Source organism: Streptomyces sp. NBC_00885 (genome assembly GCF_045207475.1).
In the GTDB taxonomy this organism is placed as follows: domain Bacteria; phylum Actinomycetota; class Actinomycetes; order Streptomycetales; family Streptomycetaceae; genus Streptomyces.
This window is the reverse complement of sequence record NZ_CP108796.1, coordinates 625,246-641,575: the sequence shown is the minus strand read 5'-3', so window position 1 is coordinate 641,575 and position 16,330 is coordinate 625,246. Positions and strand designations below refer to the sequence as shown.

The window sequence follows — 16,330 nt, the reverse complement described above, 5'->3', positions numbered from 1 at the left end:
TTAATCGCGTGCACGAGGTGGCCGGCCGAGCCCACACTGGACGCCCTGGTCACCTCCCCCGAAGGAACTCCACGCGTGCAGGCTTCCCCGTCGGCCGCGCACCGGACGATCTCCCGAGCTCGTACCCCGGCGGGGACGAGGAGCAGCTCGCGGCCCGCTGGCGACGCGACGGCATCCCCGCGGCGTACGAACACTGCGGTACGTCAGGCGCCGACCCCGACCAGGTGCTCGTGGCGTACACCGGCTGGCAGGGGCAGCCCCCCGACTGGCAGTTGGCGTTCGCGCGGGCCCTGACCCGCACCGTGTCCGCGGCCATGGACGTCGCGGGCGGGCGCCGGGACAGCCTCACCGGAGAGCGGGCCAGGCAGCAGCCATGGGACCGCGCGCTGAACTGGTTCGTCTCCTCCTATCCGCTGCTCGGCGGGATAGCGGCCGGCATGACGCTGGTCGCGGACGCCGAACTGGCCCGCGCCCACGGCATTTCGATCGCCGCCGTCAACGCGGCCGCCGGCGAGATCTACATCAACCCGCTTGTGCGGTACGCCGACGACGAGTGGCGGTTCATCCTCGGGCACGAGATGCTGCATGCCGCCCTGCGGCACGGCGAGCGGTGCGGCGCACGCGACCCGCTCCTGTTCAATGTCGCCGCCGACTATGTCGTCAACGGCTGGCTGCACACGATGGGCGTCGGCGCGATGCCCGAAGGGCTGCTGTACGACCCGGAGTTGCGTGATCTCTCGGTCGAGGAGGTGTACGGCGGCATCGCCGGGGATCTGCGCCGGCGGCGACGGCTGGCGACGCTGCGGGGCAAGGGCGCCGGGGACATCCTCGGTGAACCCCTCGCGCACGGCAGTGCCCGCGGCACCTATGTCGACCTCGACGAGTTCTACCGGCGCGGGCTGCTGCAGGGCCACGATCTTCATTTGGCGGGGGAGCGCGGGCTGCTGCCGGCGGGGCTCATCGAGGAGATTCGTGCGCTGGCCCATCCGCCCGTGCCCTGGGACGCCCGGCTTGCGAGATGGTTCGACGAGTTCGTGCCGCGCCCGCAGCCGGTTCGCAGTTACGCCCGCCCCGCCCGTCGACAGGCCTCCACCCCCGACATCCCCCGGGCCGGCCGGTACTTCCCGCCGGAGGAGATCGCCCGCTGCACCTTCGGGGTGGTGCTCGACACGTCCGGTTCGATGGACCGCGCGTTGCTGGGCAAGGCGCTGGGTGCCATCGCCTCGTACGCCGAGGCCCGTGACGTACCGGCCGCCCGTGTGGTGTTCTGCGACGCGCGCCCGTACGACGCGGGCTATCTGCCGCCGACGGAGATAGCCGGACGGGTCCGGGTACGCGGGCGTGGTGGCACCGAGCTGCAGCCGGGCGTGGACCTGCTGCAGAGAGCCGACGACTTCCCGCCCGGTGCGCCGGTCTTGGTGATCACCGACGGCTGCTGCGATGTCCTGCGCATCCGGCGTGAGCACGCCTTTCTCATCCCGCAGGGCTCCTCCCTGCCGTTCACCGCCCGTGGCCCGGTCTTCCGTTGTCAGTAAGCCCGTTCACGGCGGCGAGCACAGGGCTGACGCTGTCCTCCGCGTCGAGGCGTGCAGCCAGAGCGCGGGCGCGGTGCGCGTACGCAGGGTCGGTGGTGGCTCTGACCAGCGCTGTGGTGAGGGCGGTCGCGGTGAGGCGGCGCAGCGGGAGGGGGCCGGGTGAGACGCCGAGCGAGGTCAGGCGGGCGGCCCAGAACGCCTCGTCGAACTGGATGGGGACGGGCACGGCGGGGACACCGGCGCGCAGGCCCGCGGCCGTGGTTCCGGCGCCCGCGTGGTGGACCACCGCCGCCATCCTCGGGAACAGGGCGCTGTGCGGAACCTCGTCGACGGTGAGCATGTCCTCGCCGTCGGCGTGCAGTCCGCTCCAGCCGGACTGGATCACGCCGCGCAGACCGGCGGCCCGCAGTGCGCGCACGAGAGTCGCGCTGACCCGGTCCGGGTCGGGCACGGTCGCGCTGCCCAGCCCGACGAAGACCGGGGGCGGGCCGGAGGCGAGGAAGTCGCCGAGAACGGGCGGGAGTTGGGCGGTCGGCGGATCGTGGGGCCACCAGTAACCGGCGACGCGCAGCCCCGGGCGCCAGTCCCGCGGACGGGGCACGACCAGCTCGCTGAAGCCGTGAAAGACGGGCCAGTCCTGCCGTTCGCGGGCCCGGCGGGCGGCACGCGCTCCGGTGTGCGGCAGGCCGAGGCGGGCTCGCAGAGTGCGGGTGGCGTCGGCGAAGACGCGGTCCACGGCGGCGTTCACGGCCCGCCCCGCCAGCCGGTTGGCCGTCCGTCCCCACGACCTGGTTCCCGTGACCGGCGGGGCGAACTCCCCGGTGGCGGCGAGTGGTTGGAGATAGACGCCCATACTGGGCAGGCCGAGCCCCTCGGCGATGGTGTGGCCGAGTGGCCCGAGCGAGCTGGACAGCAGCAGCACATCGCTCGCGTGGGCGGCTGCCAGCAGGTCGTCGGCCATCTGACCGACCAGGGAGCGCGCCATGTCGATGACGCGCAGCAGCTTTCCGGCGCCGGTGGTGCTGCGGTGCAGGGCCCGGCCCGCCGCGGATTCCAGTGCGGCGCGCGGGTCGACGGGCAGCGGATGGAACCGTACGCGTGCGGTGTCGACGAGAGGCGCGAAGCGGGCGTGGGTGACGAGGGTGACGTCGTGCCCGGCCTGCGCCAGGCCTTGGCCGAGTCCGGTGTAGGGGGCCACGTCGCCCCGTGAGCCTGCCGTCATCACCGCCACGCGCATGAGCGCCAGTATGGCGGGGCCCGCGGGCACCGCTCCCGCAGCGCGCGCCGAAGTCCTGCCCGCATTCAGACGAAGTTGACGTCGGCGCGGTGCAGCAGAGGATCGTCGACCAGCTGGAAGAGGGGCACGGCGTAGTTGCCGAAGCCGTAGCGGCCGCCGAAATGCAGGCCGAGGACGCGGTGATCGGTGAGGTCGAAGACGGGGGAGCCGCTGTTGCCGCCCAGCGTCGAGCAGTCGTGCATCATCACCGTCTGCTCGGGCCGGAGTTCCGTGGTGGTGCCGGGCTGCAGACGTTTGACGTTGTAGATGTCCATGAAGATTCTGCGCATCGACTCCGGTTCGTTGCGACGGCCGTCGTACGCCGGATAGCCGACGCAGTACACCGGACGTCCGGGCAGATCCGCGGGCGCGTCGGCGGCGACCGCGAGCGGGGTCGGCAGCGTGGTGCCACCCGCGGCGGGCAGGACCCGAAGCAGCGCCATGTCGACGTCCGGGTGGATGCCGATCACCTCGGTGATCTCGTACGCCGGTTCGCTGATCGCCGGGAGCGCGCCGTACTCCTCCGCCACGTCGATCCGGGCGCTCATGCCTTGCTGGAACGTCCAGCCGGTGCCGTCACCGCGGGAGAACTCGGCCGCCACATGACGGTTCGTCATGACGGTGTCCGGGCCGACGAGGAACCCGGTGCCGATCCAGTCCAGGCTGGCGTGTCCGGAGACCTCGACCCGGCCGACGCGCGCGATCGACTCGCGGATCGCGGCCCGGTGCCCGTCCAGGACCGCCCAGTCGCCGTCCTGCGGGGCGAAGTCCTGGTTCTGGACGAGGATGGCCGGTCTGCCCTCCAGCAGGACGATCGCCTCCATACCGAAGGACTCGTCGTCGCTGATCTCGTCCTCGCGCCCGTCGGCGAGCTTCTCCAGACCGTTCGCGCCCGCCGACAGAACGCGGTCCCGTTCCTGCTGGGCGAACTGGGATATCTGCCCCGAGGGCTGCTCTTCGGCGGGGAGTTCCTGCGAGGACTCGGGGACTTCCCGCCACAGTCCCTCCCGTACGCGCTGCGCGACCTCGCGCAGATCGGTGAAGACCTGCTCGGGACCGGTCGCCACCGGTGATCTGCTCCGGCTGCCCATATCGCCCTCCTCAGTCTCCTCGGCGGTTTTGTTCAGTCGTGTTGTGCCTTCTCGATCTCGGCATGGATTTCGGGGCTGTTCGCCTGCAGGTGGCGCATGATGGTGTCCATCTGTGTGCCGACGTTGACGAAGGCCGTCGTCCTGCCCTGGAACATCACGTCCTCCACCCGCCGCGTGCCCCGGTGGAGTGCCACCACCTTCCAGTCGTCGGTGAACACGGGCGAACCGGAGGATCCGCCCCGGGTGTCGGTGAAGTAGCGCACGTCGCTCCCGTCGGCCGCGTAGACGAGGTTGTTGCGCAGCGCTACCCGCTTCGGCTGTCCGCCGGGGTGCTGAATGATGTTGACGGCCACGACATCGCCGTTGGCGACCGACAGCGGTTGTTTCGCCAGCTTCAGCGACGGCCGGGAGGGCGCTGCGGTCAGCCGAACGATCGCGTAGTCGAGTTCCGGGTCCGCGGCGACGAGTTCGCCGACGGTGGCTTCCTCGGTCTCCACCTCGTCCGTGTCGTAGTCGAAGCGCGCCCGCGCGTGTTGTGCCTGCAGGCGCAGGTCTTCGGCATCGGCCAGCGGCCGTCCCGAGCCGGTGCCGGACCGGGCGTTGACCACATGGTGGTTGGTGACGAGGAGGTCCGGGGTGATGAGCCATCCCGTGCCGGAGTGCGGGAAACCGTTCGGCTGCAGCGGGGCCCCTGCCTGATAGGGGGGAACCTTGATACGCGCGACCGCCGTGCCCGCGAGGTCGCCGCCGCGCAGGAAGTCGAAGGGGACCGTGTCGTCGCGGTGGACGATCTCCTCCTTGATCTCCCGGATGTCCGGGGCGGGCATTGACGCCAGGATGTCCGGCTCGCCTCCCGCGCTGCGTGCCACATCGTCCAGGGTGCGCTGCAGGAGGGCGAGCGGTTCGGCTTCGGTGGTCTGGGCGATGGCGTTGCGGAGCCAGATCTCCAGCGGTACGGAACCGTCGACGAGCCGCTCGACGCGGTTCATCTCGTTGAGGTCCGAGTGCAGTTGCCGCCCGGGCGCCGGAAGCATCGGCAGCGTGCCCCGGTACTTGGGCATGATCCCGTCGAACAGCAGCGGCCGGACCATCGGGTCGGCGAGCCCGGTCTCCAGGGCGGCGTCGCGCACCTGGAGGATCTCGGCCGCCGTGAGGTAGGCGTTCATGACCGACCAGGCCGCGGGGGGCCGTTCCCTTCGCTCGCGTTGTCCGGCTCCGCCGTGGGGGCCGTGGAACTCGGCGGCGGAAGCCCCCTCGCGCCCATGGCGGCGGCCACCCCGGCCACGATCTCACCGCTCGTGTCGGGCAGGGCCAGCAGCCGCCGGGCGAGTGTGTCGAGGGTGCCGCGGTCGCGTGCCAGGCGCAGGATTTCGGTGGTGCTTGTGGGGCCGGCTCCCGCGGGCGGCTCGGCCGGGTCCGCGGCATCGCCGAGGATGTCCATCAGCGCACCGAGCAGTCGTGGCTGGCGGGCGGCCGCCCGGCGCATGGCCGCCCCCAGGGTCTCCAGCGCCTCGTCGTCCCCGGGCAACCCGACGACGTCCAGCGCGTGTTCCAGCGCCTCGTCGTCCTGCGGGTAGATCTGCGAGGCGACGGCGCGTACGAGTGCGGGCTGGTCGGCGAGTACGGCGTCGGGCAGGCGCCGCAGTCCCTCGGAGAGCCGGCTGTCGGCTTCCGGATCGGGCACGTCGGCACCAGCGGCGAGGCGGGCCCGGGCCAGCAGCGCACCCATCGCTTCGAGATCCTGCCCGAGGTCGACCGCGATGTCCTCCGCCGCCCGCAGGTCGCTGCCCGCGCCCTCCACGTCGCCGCCCTCCTCCGCGAGGCGGGCGGACAGCAGGAGCAGTTCCAGTTGTCTGTCCGCGCATCCCGCGCCCGCCGTGGCGCTGACGGCCTGCGAGACCGTCCCCCGCGCCTCAGCCCCCCGTCCGAGTCGGCTCAGCGTCTCGGCCAGCAGGGAGTGCAGGGGGCTGCACGGCGTCCACGGCCGGCGTTCGCCGAGGCGGACGAGCGCCGCCTCGGGGAAGCCCTGGGCCAGCAGGTCCTCGACCTCACGGGCGGCGATCCGCTCCCAGTCCTCCTGGTCGGCGCCCTCAAGGACATGCTCGGAGGCTCCGCCTCCGAGCTTCGCCGTGAGCAGGCCCGCGGACCTGGGGGTCATGTCCTGCTGCGCCCCGACCAGGAAACGCTCGACGCCGGGCAGCCACCGCTCCTCCACCGAGCGCGGGTTCTCTTCGAGGCGCAGCCGGTGGTAGATCTCCTCGGCGCGTGCCTCCAGATCCTCGCGTGCGGCGTAGTACTGGACGGCACGCCGTTCGATCGTGCGCATCACGTCGGTGCGGTCACTGCCCGGCAGGCGCAGCATGATGGCGCGGACGTCGCCGCGGTGCCGTACGGCCCCGGGGCCGGCCGGTTCGACGAGGTCGAGGCGGGAGAGTTCGTCGAAGAGGAGCTGGGCGTCGTCGAGGGTCTCCACGGGCAGTCCGCAGGGCTCGGCCAGGACGTCCTTGATGATCTCGGGAGTGATGATCCGGAGCACCAGGCCCGGATGGGCGAGACGGCGTACCTCCTGATTCGCGATGTGGTTGAGGATGCGGTCGTACAGGATGCCCTGGATGAGCATCCGGTCGATGCGGCGCGTGAACTGGCGGCGCCGGGCGGGCATGCTGCTGATCAGGTCGCCCATCGACTCGGCTTCGCCTCCCGCAAGGGTGACGGCCCGGGCGGCGAGTTTCAGGCTGAGCGGGTGACCGCCCACACGGTCGGCCCACATCCCCGCCATCTCCCCGTCCGTGACTCCGCACGCCGTCAGAAGCCTGATGGCGGCCTCCCGGTCGAGTTCGTGGAGCTCGATGTCCTGCGGTGTCACGGTCCGTGCCGGATGGTCGACGGGCGCACGCCCGGAGACGACGACACGCAGCCCCGGATAGACGCCCTGGAACGTGACGCACATGCGCCACAGCCTGCCCATCACGGGTGAACCCCGGTACTGGGCCTCCTCGAACGAGTCGATGACGAGGACGAAGGGCGGGTTCTTCCGGCCCGCCGCCTCCACCACCCGGATCAGGAGGTCCGCGGTGCGCCGGATGAGGTCGGTATCGCGTTCTGTGGCCTGGAGCTGGAACTCCTGGGAGGAACTGCGGCCCAGGACGGTCCTGGTGGTGGCGAGTTCGTGCAGCTGTGTGACCCGGTCCTGGCCCTCCCGCTGACCGCGGGCCGTCTGCTGACACTCGTACGCCAGTGCCTCCAGCTCGTCACGGTGAGCGGGGTACTGGATGCCGAGCTGCCGGGCGGCCTCGGCGATGAGCGTGACCGGTTCGTGGATCGAGAGTGTGGGGCGCTCGAAGTCGATGTACGCGAAGGGGAAGCTGCGCTCGTGTTCGTGGATGCTGTCGAGAAGGAACTTGGCGAGCAGGGTGCTCTTGCCCATGCCGCCGGGGCCATGGATGACCAGTGGCGGGACGGGTGTGCCGGAGTCGGAAGCTGTGCCGATGTAGTCGCGCAGCTCGTCGAGTTCGCGTTCACGCCCCTGAAACGGTTGCTGGACGAGGCGTTCGAGGGGCTGCAGGAGTCGGGCGCGCTCCAGTGCGCGCTGGAGTTCACCGGTGTCCGGCAGACCGGTCATGCCCGGCACGCGGGAGAGCCACAGCACCGCCTGGAGCGTGTCGGCCAGTTCGGACGCGTTCTCATCGGCCGGCTGGTGCGGGCTGCCCGACAGATAGGCAAGGCAGATGCGTTCCGGCCCGGGCTGGTCCTCGAACTGGTCGAGATTGCACTCCAGCGCGCGCCGCGCGGCCTGCGGACCGGCGAGAGAACGCAGCGCCCGGTCCCGGGCATCGGCCTTGAGGGTCCATACGGCTCGTGCCTTCATGCCCATGCCCATCGTCGTACAGTCGTCGAGCAGTTCGAGTACCGCGCCGCCGGTGGCGTGATCCTCGCCGGGCAGCCGGAGCAGCATGGGGTCGAAGCGGGTGAGCAGGCAGGCGGCCTGCCGATAGGCCGCGCGGGAGTCCGGGACGGTTGGGGAACCGTCCTCAACCGCACTGAGTTCCTGGCGCAGGCGGGCAGCGAAGACCTTCCCCGCCTCAGAGGGCCCGGTAGACACGGATCGCCCCCTCTGCCGCCGTACAGACTCTCCTCATGTAGCTCTCACTGCCGCTGCGCGCTTCCGCGGCCCGCAGGACCTCCTGGACGGCCACGTCGACGAGTTCGGTGATCGTGGCCTCGTCGGGCGGTCCGCCGCCGAGGAAACCGGGAGGGGACTCGTGGAAGTACTGGTCGAAGAACCTGCGCAGATCGGCGGGTTCGGCGGCCCGGGCGGTGTCCCAGCACATGCTTCCCCGCAGGTCGTAAGGAAGTTGGCGCATCGAGGGCCCGTAGCCGAGAAGGACCAGACGGGGTGCCTGGTCACCTCGTACGGCGGCGTGTTCGTAGATGGCGAGGGCCAGTTGCCCGATGAAGTCCCACACGTCGGAGCTGGGGTCGAGCTTGTCGCACTCGTCCAGTACCAGCCAGAAGCGGTCCTCGACGGCTGTCGCCCGGCCGACGACCCAGTGCACGGCATCGTCGATCGAAGGCAGTTGGTCGTTGAGCTCCGTGGGATTCAGCGGTGAGATTCCCGCGCGCGGGTCGGAGACGAATTCCGCGAGCCGGCGGACCACCTTGTCCGCGGTGGACGTGTGCGACAGGGTCACCCGGGCCGGCCGGAATCCGTAGTGCTGCCCGATATGGCGGATGAGGTTGTATGTGTAAGACCTTCCGCTGTCCGGATCGCCGTCGACCAGCAGTACGGATTTCTCAGGGTCGTCGACGAACTGACGCAGTGTCTCGCGCAGGTTCTGCCGGTCGATGAAGACCTCGGTGCCGTTCTTGAGGACGCAGGTACGGAAATTGTCCTGTGAGGCGTGGACGCGGTAGTCCTCGCGCAGCCGGTCCTGGAATTCCAGAGCCTTGGAGACTTCCGGAAGGACGCTGAGTCTGTCGACCGCGGCGACGACCTCCACGAGTCTGAGCTGCCTCTGGATGTCTTTGCGTGACGCTTGAACCAGTGCGCGGGCATTCTCCGCGCTGACCGCCGTCAGCGGCAGAGCGGCGACGAATTCCGGGGCGAAACCGTACTGGACGAGCTGAGTGTGGGGGTCGGTGGTGTCGAGCAGGTACTCCCGTACCCACATGGTGACGAGGTCCCATTCCGTGTCGGCCAACGGCATGCCACACCTGCCCAGCCGCCCCTGTGGAGCATGAGACGGACGATCTCCTAGTTGTCATGTTTTCACCCGGTCTGCGCTCACGCAAGGCGGCTGAACATGCGCTGGAACGGCTCCCTGACCTGCGGATTTCCCAGGTACTCGGAGATGCCGTGATGATTCTTGCTGTCGTTGGTGACGAGCAGATCGGTCACCTTTTCAACCGGTGCGTACTCGGGCCGGAGCGTGTGGTCGAGGGCCACCAGATCGCGCAGGTCCGAGGCGTTGCGCCAGGCTCGCACGCCGGACGGAACCGCGGGCGGTTTCGCCAGATGGTCCTGCACCTCCGTGATCGCCAGCGGCGACCCCAGGGTGACGAAGAGCTCGACGTCCCGATCCTCATCGGCCAGTACTTCGTAGGCGACGATGGACCCCAGGCTGTGCCCGACGACGGCCAGCGGGGCGCCGTCCAGGCCCTCCAGCGCCCCCTTGACCACGCCGCGGATCGCCGCTCCCGCCCCGCCGAAGAAGTAGGCGTGGACGTCCCTGTAGGTGTGTTTGACGAGTTGCCGGAACACCGCTTTGCGGGCTGTGCGCGGCAACGGCAGTGCTTCGAGGGGCAGTTGCGTCCCCTGACCGGTCTCCTCCGTCTCGGCGAGCGTGTCTCCGAGATACGTCATCTCCAGCAGCCACTCACTCAGCGCGCACTTCACCTCGCCCGTACCGGGCACCGATTCCGGCGCGATCCCGCTGGCCTCGAACCGCGCTTCGCCGAGGGTTCTCGCCACGAATTCCTCCGGCGTCTCGAACTCCACCGGCGCGGCTCTCCCCTCGGCCTCCAGAGGCACGCCGTCGACCGGTCCACCCTGAAGCGGGTCGGGCCGGTGGTCGGGCAGAGGCCTTTCGTACCGGAGCGCGGCCCAGTACGCCATGCGCGAGGAATCGCCCATGTCCCTGCCGAAAAGAGCCGTGTCCCACTGAGACTTGAGCAGTTCTGAGCGGACCTTGTTCCCATTGCCGTGGACGTAGATGAGCCTGGGTTGCATTGCGCCTCCCGACACGCCACGGACGCCCGTCACTTGGGCGTCGGTCGTTTTCAGTATTGGCCTGCTCCGATGTGTCCGCCATTCGGGCGCCCGCCCGCCGCAAAAGGGTTCAGACACCGAAGTGCCACGGAACTCATCCAGTCGACGCACGTCACCAAGGCACAAGGAGCTCTTCTCATGGCCACTGGCCTCTCCCTCCACGTCGGACTCAACAAGGTCGACCCAGCGAAATACGGCGGCTGGGACGGTGAGCTCGTCGCCTGCGAGAACGACGCCAACGGCATGGCCCGTCTGGCCCGCGAGGCAGGCTTCGACGACACGACCCTGCTCACCCCCGACGGCACCGTCGAGAACGTCACCGCGGAGCTGCGCAAGGCGGCCGGCAGGCTCAGAAGCGGGGACATCCTGATGTTCACGTACTCGGGTCACGGCGGTCAGGTGCCGAACACGGTCGGGTCCGACGACGAACTGGACGACTTCGACGAAACCCTCGTCCTCTACGACCGCGAATTCCTCGACGACGAGCTCTACAGGGAGTTCGCCCGCTTCGACGACGGCGTCAGGATCCTCGCTCTCCTCGACTCCTGCCACAGCGGGACCGGCATCGAGGTGAGGGAAGTCCTCAGCCCCGAGGCCATGAAGGAGCAGTTCCAGACCAGCGACCCCAACCGTATCGAGAACACCTCACGGCTCATGCCGGTCGCCAAGCAGTACGAGATCTACCAGCGGGACAAGGAGTTCTTCCAGGACATCCAGCGCGCGCTGGGCACCGGGAACGGCGGTGAGGAGAAAGTGAACGCTCTGCTCATCTCCGGCTGCCAGGACAACCAGCTCTCCTCGGACGGTCCCGTCAACGGCAAGTTCACCGGCACGCTGCTGGAGGTCTGGGACGGCGGGACGTTCCGCGGCGGGTACCGCGCCTTCCACCGCGACATCGTGCGGAACATGCCGGCCACGCAGAGCCCGAACTTCTACGTGACCGGCCGTCCCGGGGACGCGTTCCTGGAGCAGCGCCCCTTCACCGTCTAGAAGGTCTGCGCGTCAACCGCCGTCGGGCCAGGCACCGGCGAAGTCGATCTCCTCGGCCCATTCCGGGTGGTCGATGAGCGGATTGCGATTGCCCTGTATCTCGGCTGTCGCCGCATTGCGGTGCCGCTCGTACTCGCTCACCGCGTCGGCGGCGTGCCAGGACAGCAGAAGGTCCAGGCGCTCGCGTTGGAGCTCGCGCGCCTCGTCCCCGATGAATCCGGGATAGCGCAGCAGGAAGTACAGCGTCGCGCGGGCGACCGGACCCTTGCCGGCCGACGGCTCGAACTTGAGCGGCTCGCGGCGCCCGCAAGAGTGCCGTACGACTTCCTCGCTCTCCGCGAAGTCGAAGTACGGAATGTTCCCGCGGAAGCTGTTGCACGCCGACTCGCAGGCGAAGAGATGATGCAGGTCCCCGCGCATGGGCTCCTTCTTGGCGAACCACGACTGGGGCACGACATGCTCGCAGTTGAACGGCAGAGCCGCTTCCAGCGCGTCGAACTCGGCCTCCAGCGCACCGGGGCCGGGCGCGCTCTCGTGCAGCAGGAACTCCTGCCAGCGTCCGATCCGGGCGGCCTCCACCGCGGCGTCGGCCTCTATCAGCTCTTCGGGAGTGAAGTCCTTGCCCGAGTAGATGCTGCGCAACTGCTCGTCCGGGTGCAGGTCGACCCACGGGTAGAGCATGCGCATCGGCTTGTACGCGGGCCGGTTCTCGTGCGTCGTCTCCAGCAGTTCGGTGAGTGCACGCCGAAGAGCGGCGGGGCTGCCGGTGCGGATGTCCGCGTAGTAGGCGTCCCGTGCGGTACGGTCCGCGGCCGCGTCGTAGTAGGGACGGGCCCTGGCGGCCGCGAGGTTGACCAGCGCGGCGGCCAGGTCGTTCTCGGCGGGCGACTGACCGTCGATGTGTCCGACGGCGATGCCCGGAAGGCCCGGAAGGCCGGCAAGGCCCGGGAGGGCCGTGGCCGGAACCGGCGCCGGGGCCGCGGCAGTGGTGTTGGCCTGCGCCTGGAACGTGGCCGGGTCCACGCTGAGTGTGATGTTCAGCGGGACGCTCAGACGCACCGTCCCTCCGGGCGCCGGCTGCTGCACGGCCCCGTCCGGCACAAGGCCGGTGAGGCTCTGGTGTCCGACTCCGTTCGTCGTGCCCGGCGGCGGTGGCGACACCTCCACCGTGTGCAGGCTGGCTCCGGCCGCGAATATCTCCTCGCGGAGCGCTGCGGCAGGTCCGGACATCGGCACCTGCCGGAGCGCGCCGAGGACGCGGCTGATCCGTACGCCCTCATTGGCCTTCCAGTCGAGCCGCTGCTCACCCATGCTCGGCTCCCAGACGGAACCGTCGACGGCAAGAGGTTTGCCGTGCTCGTCGGTGCGCGGAACACCCGCGTGATGCAGGGCCACGACCTCCCACTGGTCGTTGAAGACAGGGGATCCCGAGGAGCCGGGAGCCGTGTCGGTCTCGTAGTGCACGAACTCGTCCAGCAGGTCCACGACCTTGTTCTCGCGCAGCGCGAGCTGTTTGGGCTCGCCGTTGGGGTGCTGGATGATGTTGACGATCTCGCCGAGGATGACCTTGCCTTCGGCCTCCTTGAGGGGAAGCCGGCCGAACGGCGCGAGCGGCTGACCGTCCTGGGAGCGCTGGGCCACGGCGACCACGCTGAAGTCGAGGGCCTGGTCGGTGACGAAGAACCTGTGCGGCTCAAGCCGGAACACCACGGGCAGGAGCGGCTGTCCGTCCAGTCCGGCCTGGAAGTTGAATTCGATGACTCCATTGCCGGCTTCGTCCGCCGTGCGCAGCACATGATTATTCGTCATCAGGAGCGTGGGGGAGATGAGGAATCCGGTGCCGTGATGGCCTCCGCCGCCTGCCCGGACCGTCACGCGCCCGATCGAGCGCGCCGCCAGGAAGCCCGCTTCGAGGAAACCGACTCCGATGAGGTCATTGCGCCCCATGAGGCGTTCAAGTCCCAGCACATCGGCACCGAAGGAGTCGGGGGCCAGCTCCAGACTGCTGCCCGTGGTGGCTGCCGTAGGTGTCTGCTCGATCGCCGTCGCCAGCGCCCGATCGGCGCCCAGGCGTGCCAGCCTCTTCTCCACGCGCTCAGGGGCGTCGGCGTACAGGATGCCGCGCCGGTCGAGGACGCGCAGGTTACGGGTCCGCTCCGCCGCGCGCATCTCGTAGCGGTCGCGAGCCTGCTTCATCTGGGAGAGATATTCGGAATCGGCTTGCGACAACTGCTGCACTGTCATATCGGCCCGCCTCCCGGCCATCGTCCGAACATGGATTTGCTGCCTGTCGCCCCTTCCTCAATCTGAACACGGATTGTCGATCGGTGCTCACTCGAACGGCCTAGTGGTTGGCCCTTCAATACTGGACCGCTGGACTATTGCGCATTGAATTTGGTTTGCCCGGACCGGAACCTGTCGAGCACCCGGGCGGGCGGGCTCCTATGCTCGAAAGGGGAAACGGCTCGCAAGGGAAACGATCGAGCGGCATTCAGCCGAGGAGAGGCCATGTGCACTTACCGGACCTACCACGCGGTTGCCAATCCCGCCCGCGCGCAGGAACTCGCGGACGTCACCTCACCGTTCACGATCGACGTGCAGTTCCTCGGAGGGCTGACGGACGCTCAGGAGCAGGCCTTCGAACGGGCGGCCGACCGCTGGGCGCGCGTCATCATCGGCGATCTGCCCACGGTCATTCTCGGCGGCGAGGTGATCGACGACATTCTGATACTCGCTCAGGGAGTGCCGATCGACGGCACCGGAAGAATTCTGGGACAGGCGGGTCCGACACATGTGCGCTCCGCATCAGCCGCCGTCGGCGCGCTTTTGCCGGTCAAGGGAATCATGTCCTTCGACACGGCCGACCTGGTGCGTATGGAGGACGACGGGACTCTGCTCGACGTCATCACCCATGAAATGGGACATGTGTTGGGAGTTGGCACGGTGTGGGAGGACAAAGGCCTTCTCAAGGACCCGCGGACGCCCAATCCGAATTTCGTCGGAGCCACCGCCATGGAGGAACTCGGCACGCTCATGGGCGCGGGCGGACCGGTGCCGGTACCGGTGGAGGCTACGGGCGGTCCGGGCACCGCGGACAGTCACTGGCGGGAGACCGTCTTTCACAACGAGCTCATGTCCGGCTTCGTCGGCTCGCCCGGGAATCCCCTCAGCCGTCTGACGGTCGCGGGCCTGCAGGACCTCGGCTACCAGGTCGACCTCGATGCCGCCGAACCGTACGAGCTTCCCGATCTGCTCGAACTCGCCCGCGCCGGCGAACTCGTGACCCCCGGCGCGCCGACGGACCGCGGCATGATGCTGCCGGTCATCCCGGTCGTGCTGCCCGCGGAAAGCTCGAGCCGCCTCGCTGCGTGACGCCCGACCCCCTTGGGCAGCCGCCAGGCCCGTACGAGACGGGCCTGATCACTCCGGGCGGCAGGGGCCGACCGTCGGAACGACGGGTCCAGGTCTCAGATCGGCCGGGGCGCCGCTGCGTACAGCGGCAGCGTGAACCACCGCGGCACCGACCGGCGCAGCGCCTCGGGGCCCTGCACCTCGAGCGCGCCCGTCCGCAGAGCGTCGGACCAGCTCAGATCGCCGCGCCAGACCTCGATCATGCGACGCAGGCCTGTAGTCACCGTCACCGCCACCGAGAAGCCGGGGTCCGCGTCGCAGACATCGGCACCGGCGGCTGTGATCACCAGCCACCAGTCGCGGTTGCGTGCGGGCACGTCCGGGAATCGGAACTTCACCACCGTCCGTCCCTCCGGAACGGCATCGGCGTCGACGCGGCGGTGCATGTCCCACAGCAAGAGTTTCGGATCGAGATCCTCGTCGCCGAGTTCTCCGATCCAGCGGACGCCCCAGACGCTGAGCGCCTCCACCACCGGGCGCAGCTCGTGGCCCGCCGGTGTCAGGACGTATCGCACCTCTTTGTCCTCGGCCCGCCTCTCGACGATTCCGGCGCGTACCAACTGCTGCAGCCGCTTCGACAGCAGCGTGGGGGACATCCGCGGCACCCCGCGGCGCAGCTCGTTGAAATGCTCGCTCCCGGTCACCAGCTCCCGCACGATCAGCAGCGTCCAGCGCTCGTCGAGCAGCTCCATCGCTTTGGCGACGGGGCAGAACTGGTAGTACGAGGACCCCATGTTCTGCAGGTTAGGTCCCGTACACCGGCGCGACCAGTCCGGTGGTCGGGCCGGCGCATCCCGGGCGGCACCCCGCTGGTACAGATCTCGTACTAGGACGGGAGTCCGGCCCTTCCTACTCTCGACCTCATGACAAATCCAAAGATTTCCGGCCTCTGCCGGAAAGACCCCAGAGGAGAGCTGTCATGAGTCAGATGATCGACGCCGTCGAGGCCGACCGTGCCCTCAAGGCCAAGCACCGGGGGATGTGGGCGCTGGGCGACTACCCTGCCGTGGCCACCGAAGTCATCCCGGAGCTGGGTGCGGTCCTGGTCAATGCGTGTGACGTGCGGGACGGTGAGCGCGTGCTGGATGTCGCGGCCGGGTCGGGCAACGCCGCGATCCCCGCCGCGCTGGCCGGTGCGAGCGTGCTGGCCTGCGACCTCACCCCGGAGCTGCTGGAATCCGGGCGGCGCCTGGCCGAGCGGCTCGGCGCGGAGCTGGAGTGGCGGCAGGCCGACGCGGAGGCGCTGCCCTTCGCCGACGGCGAATTCGACACCGTGATGTCCTGCGTCGGGGTCATGTTCGCCCCGCATCACCAGCCCAGCGCCGACGAACTGGTCCGCGTCTGCCGCCCAGGCGGCACGATAGGTCTGCTCAACTGGACACCGGAGGGCTTCATCGGCCAGATGTTCACGACGATGAAGCCGTACGCTCCCGCACCACCGCCCGGCGCGCAGCCCGCGCCGCTGTGGGGACGCGAGGAGCATGTCAGGGCGCTCCTCGCCGACCGGGTGACCGACGTGGTCGCGCACCGGCGGACCGTGCGGATCGACCGCTTCGACAAGCCCGAGGCCTTCCGCGAGTACTTCAAGACCCACTACGGCCCGACCATCGCCGTCTACCGGAGCATCGCCGACGACCCCGACCGGGTCGCCGCGCTGGACCGCGATCTCGACGAGCTCGCCCGGCGGCACGACCGGGGAACGGGCAGCACGGTCATGGACTGGGAGTATCTGCTGTTCACCGCCCGCAGGCGCTGAACT

General features: G+C 69.4%; 12 protein-coding genes. 4 read left to right on the top strand and 8 right to left on the bottom strand.

Translation table 11 applies throughout. The features are described from left to right. Nucleotides 1-17: 17 nt before the first annotated feature. Nucleotides 18-1,535 (top strand): DUF2201 family putative metallopeptidase, encoded by a 1,518-nt coding sequence (locus OHA61_RS03075; RefSeq protein WP_406301559.1) that lies wholly within the window; start codon nucleotides 18-20, stop codon nucleotides 1,533-1,535. Here the strand turns inward: OHA61_RS03075 and OHA61_RS03070 are convergent. The 6 genes from OHA61_RS03070 to OHA61_RS03045 form a co-directional block, all read right to left on the bottom strand. After that, on the bottom strand, nucleotides 1,501-2,772 hold the full coding sequence (locus tag OHA61_RS03070) for a glycosyltransferase (protein ID WP_406301558.1): 1,272 nt from the start codon (nucleotides 2,770-2,772) through the stop codon (nucleotides 1,501-1,503). The genes OHA61_RS03075 and OHA61_RS03070 overlap by 35 nt on opposite strands. 65 nt (nucleotides 2,773-2,837) lie before the next feature. Further along, nucleotides 2,838-3,902, bottom strand: coding sequence for a trypsin-like serine peptidase (locus OHA61_RS03065; RefSeq protein WP_406301557.1), 1,065 nt, complete (start codon nucleotides 3,900-3,902; stop codon nucleotides 2,838-2,840). A 32-nt stretch (nucleotides 3,903-3,934) separates the two neighbouring features. Next, nucleotides 3,935-5,068: a trypsin-like peptidase domain-containing protein gene (locus OHA61_RS03060; RefSeq protein ID WP_406301556.1), complete on the bottom strand. Its 1,134-nt coding sequence runs from the start codon at nucleotides 5,066-5,068 to the stop codon at nucleotides 3,935-3,937. Beyond that, nucleotides 5,065-8,004 carry an AAA family ATPase gene (locus tag OHA61_RS03055; RefSeq protein WP_406301555.1) on the bottom strand — a complete coding sequence of 980 codons (2,940 nt, stop codon included), beginning with the start codon at nucleotides 8,002-8,004 and terminating at the stop codon, nucleotides 5,065-5,067. Before OHA61_RS03055 ends, OHA61_RS03060 begins: the two co-directional genes overlap by 4 nt. Then, nucleotides 7,985-9,109 carry a hypothetical protein gene (locus tag OHA61_RS03050; RefSeq protein ID WP_406301554.1) on the bottom strand — a complete coding sequence of 375 codons (1,125 nt, stop codon included), beginning with the start codon at nucleotides 9,107-9,109 and terminating at the stop codon, nucleotides 7,985-7,987. The genes OHA61_RS03055 and OHA61_RS03050 overlap by 20 nt, the downstream gene beginning before the upstream one ends. 77 nt (nucleotides 9,110-9,186) lie before the next feature. Continuing rightward, nucleotides 9,187-10,131 (bottom strand): hypothetical protein, encoded by a 945-nt coding sequence (locus OHA61_RS03045; protein ID WP_406301553.1) that lies wholly within the window; start codon nucleotides 10,129-10,131, stop codon nucleotides 9,187-9,189. 177 nt (nucleotides 10,132-10,308) lie between these two features. On the opposite strand from OHA61_RS03045, the gene OHA61_RS03040 reads away from it, so the two are divergent. After that, entirely contained in the window at nucleotides 10,309-11,160 is an 852-nt protein-coding gene (locus tag OHA61_RS03040; protein WP_406301552.1) for a caspase family protein, read from the top strand. A gap of 12 nt (nucleotides 11,161-11,172) precedes the next feature. Here the strand turns inward: OHA61_RS03040 and OHA61_RS03035 are convergent, their stop codons facing one another. Next, nucleotides 11,173-13,356 carry an endonuclease gene (locus OHA61_RS03035; RefSeq protein ID WP_406301551.1) on the bottom strand — a complete coding sequence of 728 codons (2,184 nt, stop codon included), beginning with the start codon at nucleotides 13,354-13,356 and terminating at the stop codon, nucleotides 11,173-11,175. Between the two features lie 312 nt (nucleotides 13,357-13,668). Here OHA61_RS03035 and OHA61_RS03030 point away from each other — a divergent pair, with 312 nt between their 5' ends. Next, on the top strand, nucleotides 13,669-14,532 hold the full coding sequence (locus OHA61_RS03030; protein ID WP_406301550.1) for a leishmanolysin-related zinc metalloendopeptidase: 864 nt from the start codon (nucleotides 13,669-13,671) through the stop codon (nucleotides 14,530-14,532). A gap of 95 nt (nucleotides 14,533-14,627) precedes the next feature. On the opposite strand, the gene OHA61_RS03025 is transcribed toward OHA61_RS03030, so the two are convergent. Then, complete coding sequence (locus OHA61_RS03025; protein WP_406301549.1) at nucleotides 14,628-15,305, bottom strand: winged helix-turn-helix transcriptional regulator; 678 nt, start codon at nucleotides 15,303-15,305, stop codon at nucleotides 14,628-14,630. A gap of 185 nt (nucleotides 15,306-15,490) precedes the next feature. Between OHA61_RS03025 and OHA61_RS03020 the strand changes: the two genes are divergently transcribed. Further along, nucleotides 15,491-16,327 (top strand): class I SAM-dependent methyltransferase, encoded by an 837-nt coding sequence (locus OHA61_RS03020; protein WP_406301548.1) that lies wholly within the window; start codon nucleotides 15,491-15,493, stop codon nucleotides 16,325-16,327. Nucleotides 16,328-16,330 lie beyond the last annotated feature (3 nt).

Excerpts from the sequence above, each read along its gene's own strand:
- OHA61_RS03035 (WP_406301551.1), bottom strand. The coding sequence starts at position 13,356 with ATGAAGCAGGCTCGCGACCGCTACGAGATGCGCGCGGCGGAGCGGACC.
- OHA61_RS03030 (WP_406301550.1), top strand. The coding sequence starts at position 13,669 with ATGTGCACTTACCGGACCTACCACGCGGTTGCCAATCCCGCCCGCGCG.
- OHA61_RS03060 (WP_406301556.1), bottom strand. The coding sequence starts at position 5,068 with ATGAACGCCTACCTCACGGCGGCCGAGATCCTCCAGGTGCGCGACGCC.
- OHA61_RS03040 (WP_406301552.1), top strand. The coding sequence starts at position 10,309 with ATGGCCACTGGCCTCTCCCTCCACGTCGGACTCAACAAGGTCGACCCA.
- OHA61_RS03050 (WP_406301554.1), bottom strand. The coding sequence starts at position 9,109 with ATGCCGTTGGCCGACACGGAATGGGACCTCGTCACCATGTGGGTACGG.
- OHA61_RS03065 (WP_406301557.1), bottom strand. The coding sequence starts at position 3,902 with ATGGGCAGCCGGAGCAGATCACCGGTGGCGACCGGTCCCGAGCAGGTC.
- OHA61_RS03045 (WP_406301553.1), bottom strand. The coding sequence starts at position 10,131 with ATGCAACCCAGGCTCATCTACGTCCACGGCAATGGGAACAAGGTCCGC.
- OHA61_RS03025 (WP_406301549.1), bottom strand. The coding sequence starts at position 15,305 with ATGGGGTCCTCGTACTACCAGTTCTGCCCCGTCGCCAAAGCGATGGAG.
- OHA61_RS03070 (WP_406301558.1), bottom strand. The coding sequence starts at position 2,772 with ATGCGCGTGGCGGTGATGACGGCAGGCTCACGGGGCGACGTGGCCCCC.
- OHA61_RS03020 (WP_406301548.1), top strand. The coding sequence starts at position 15,491 with ATGAGTCAGATGATCGACGCCGTCGAGGCCGACCGTGCCCTCAAGGCC.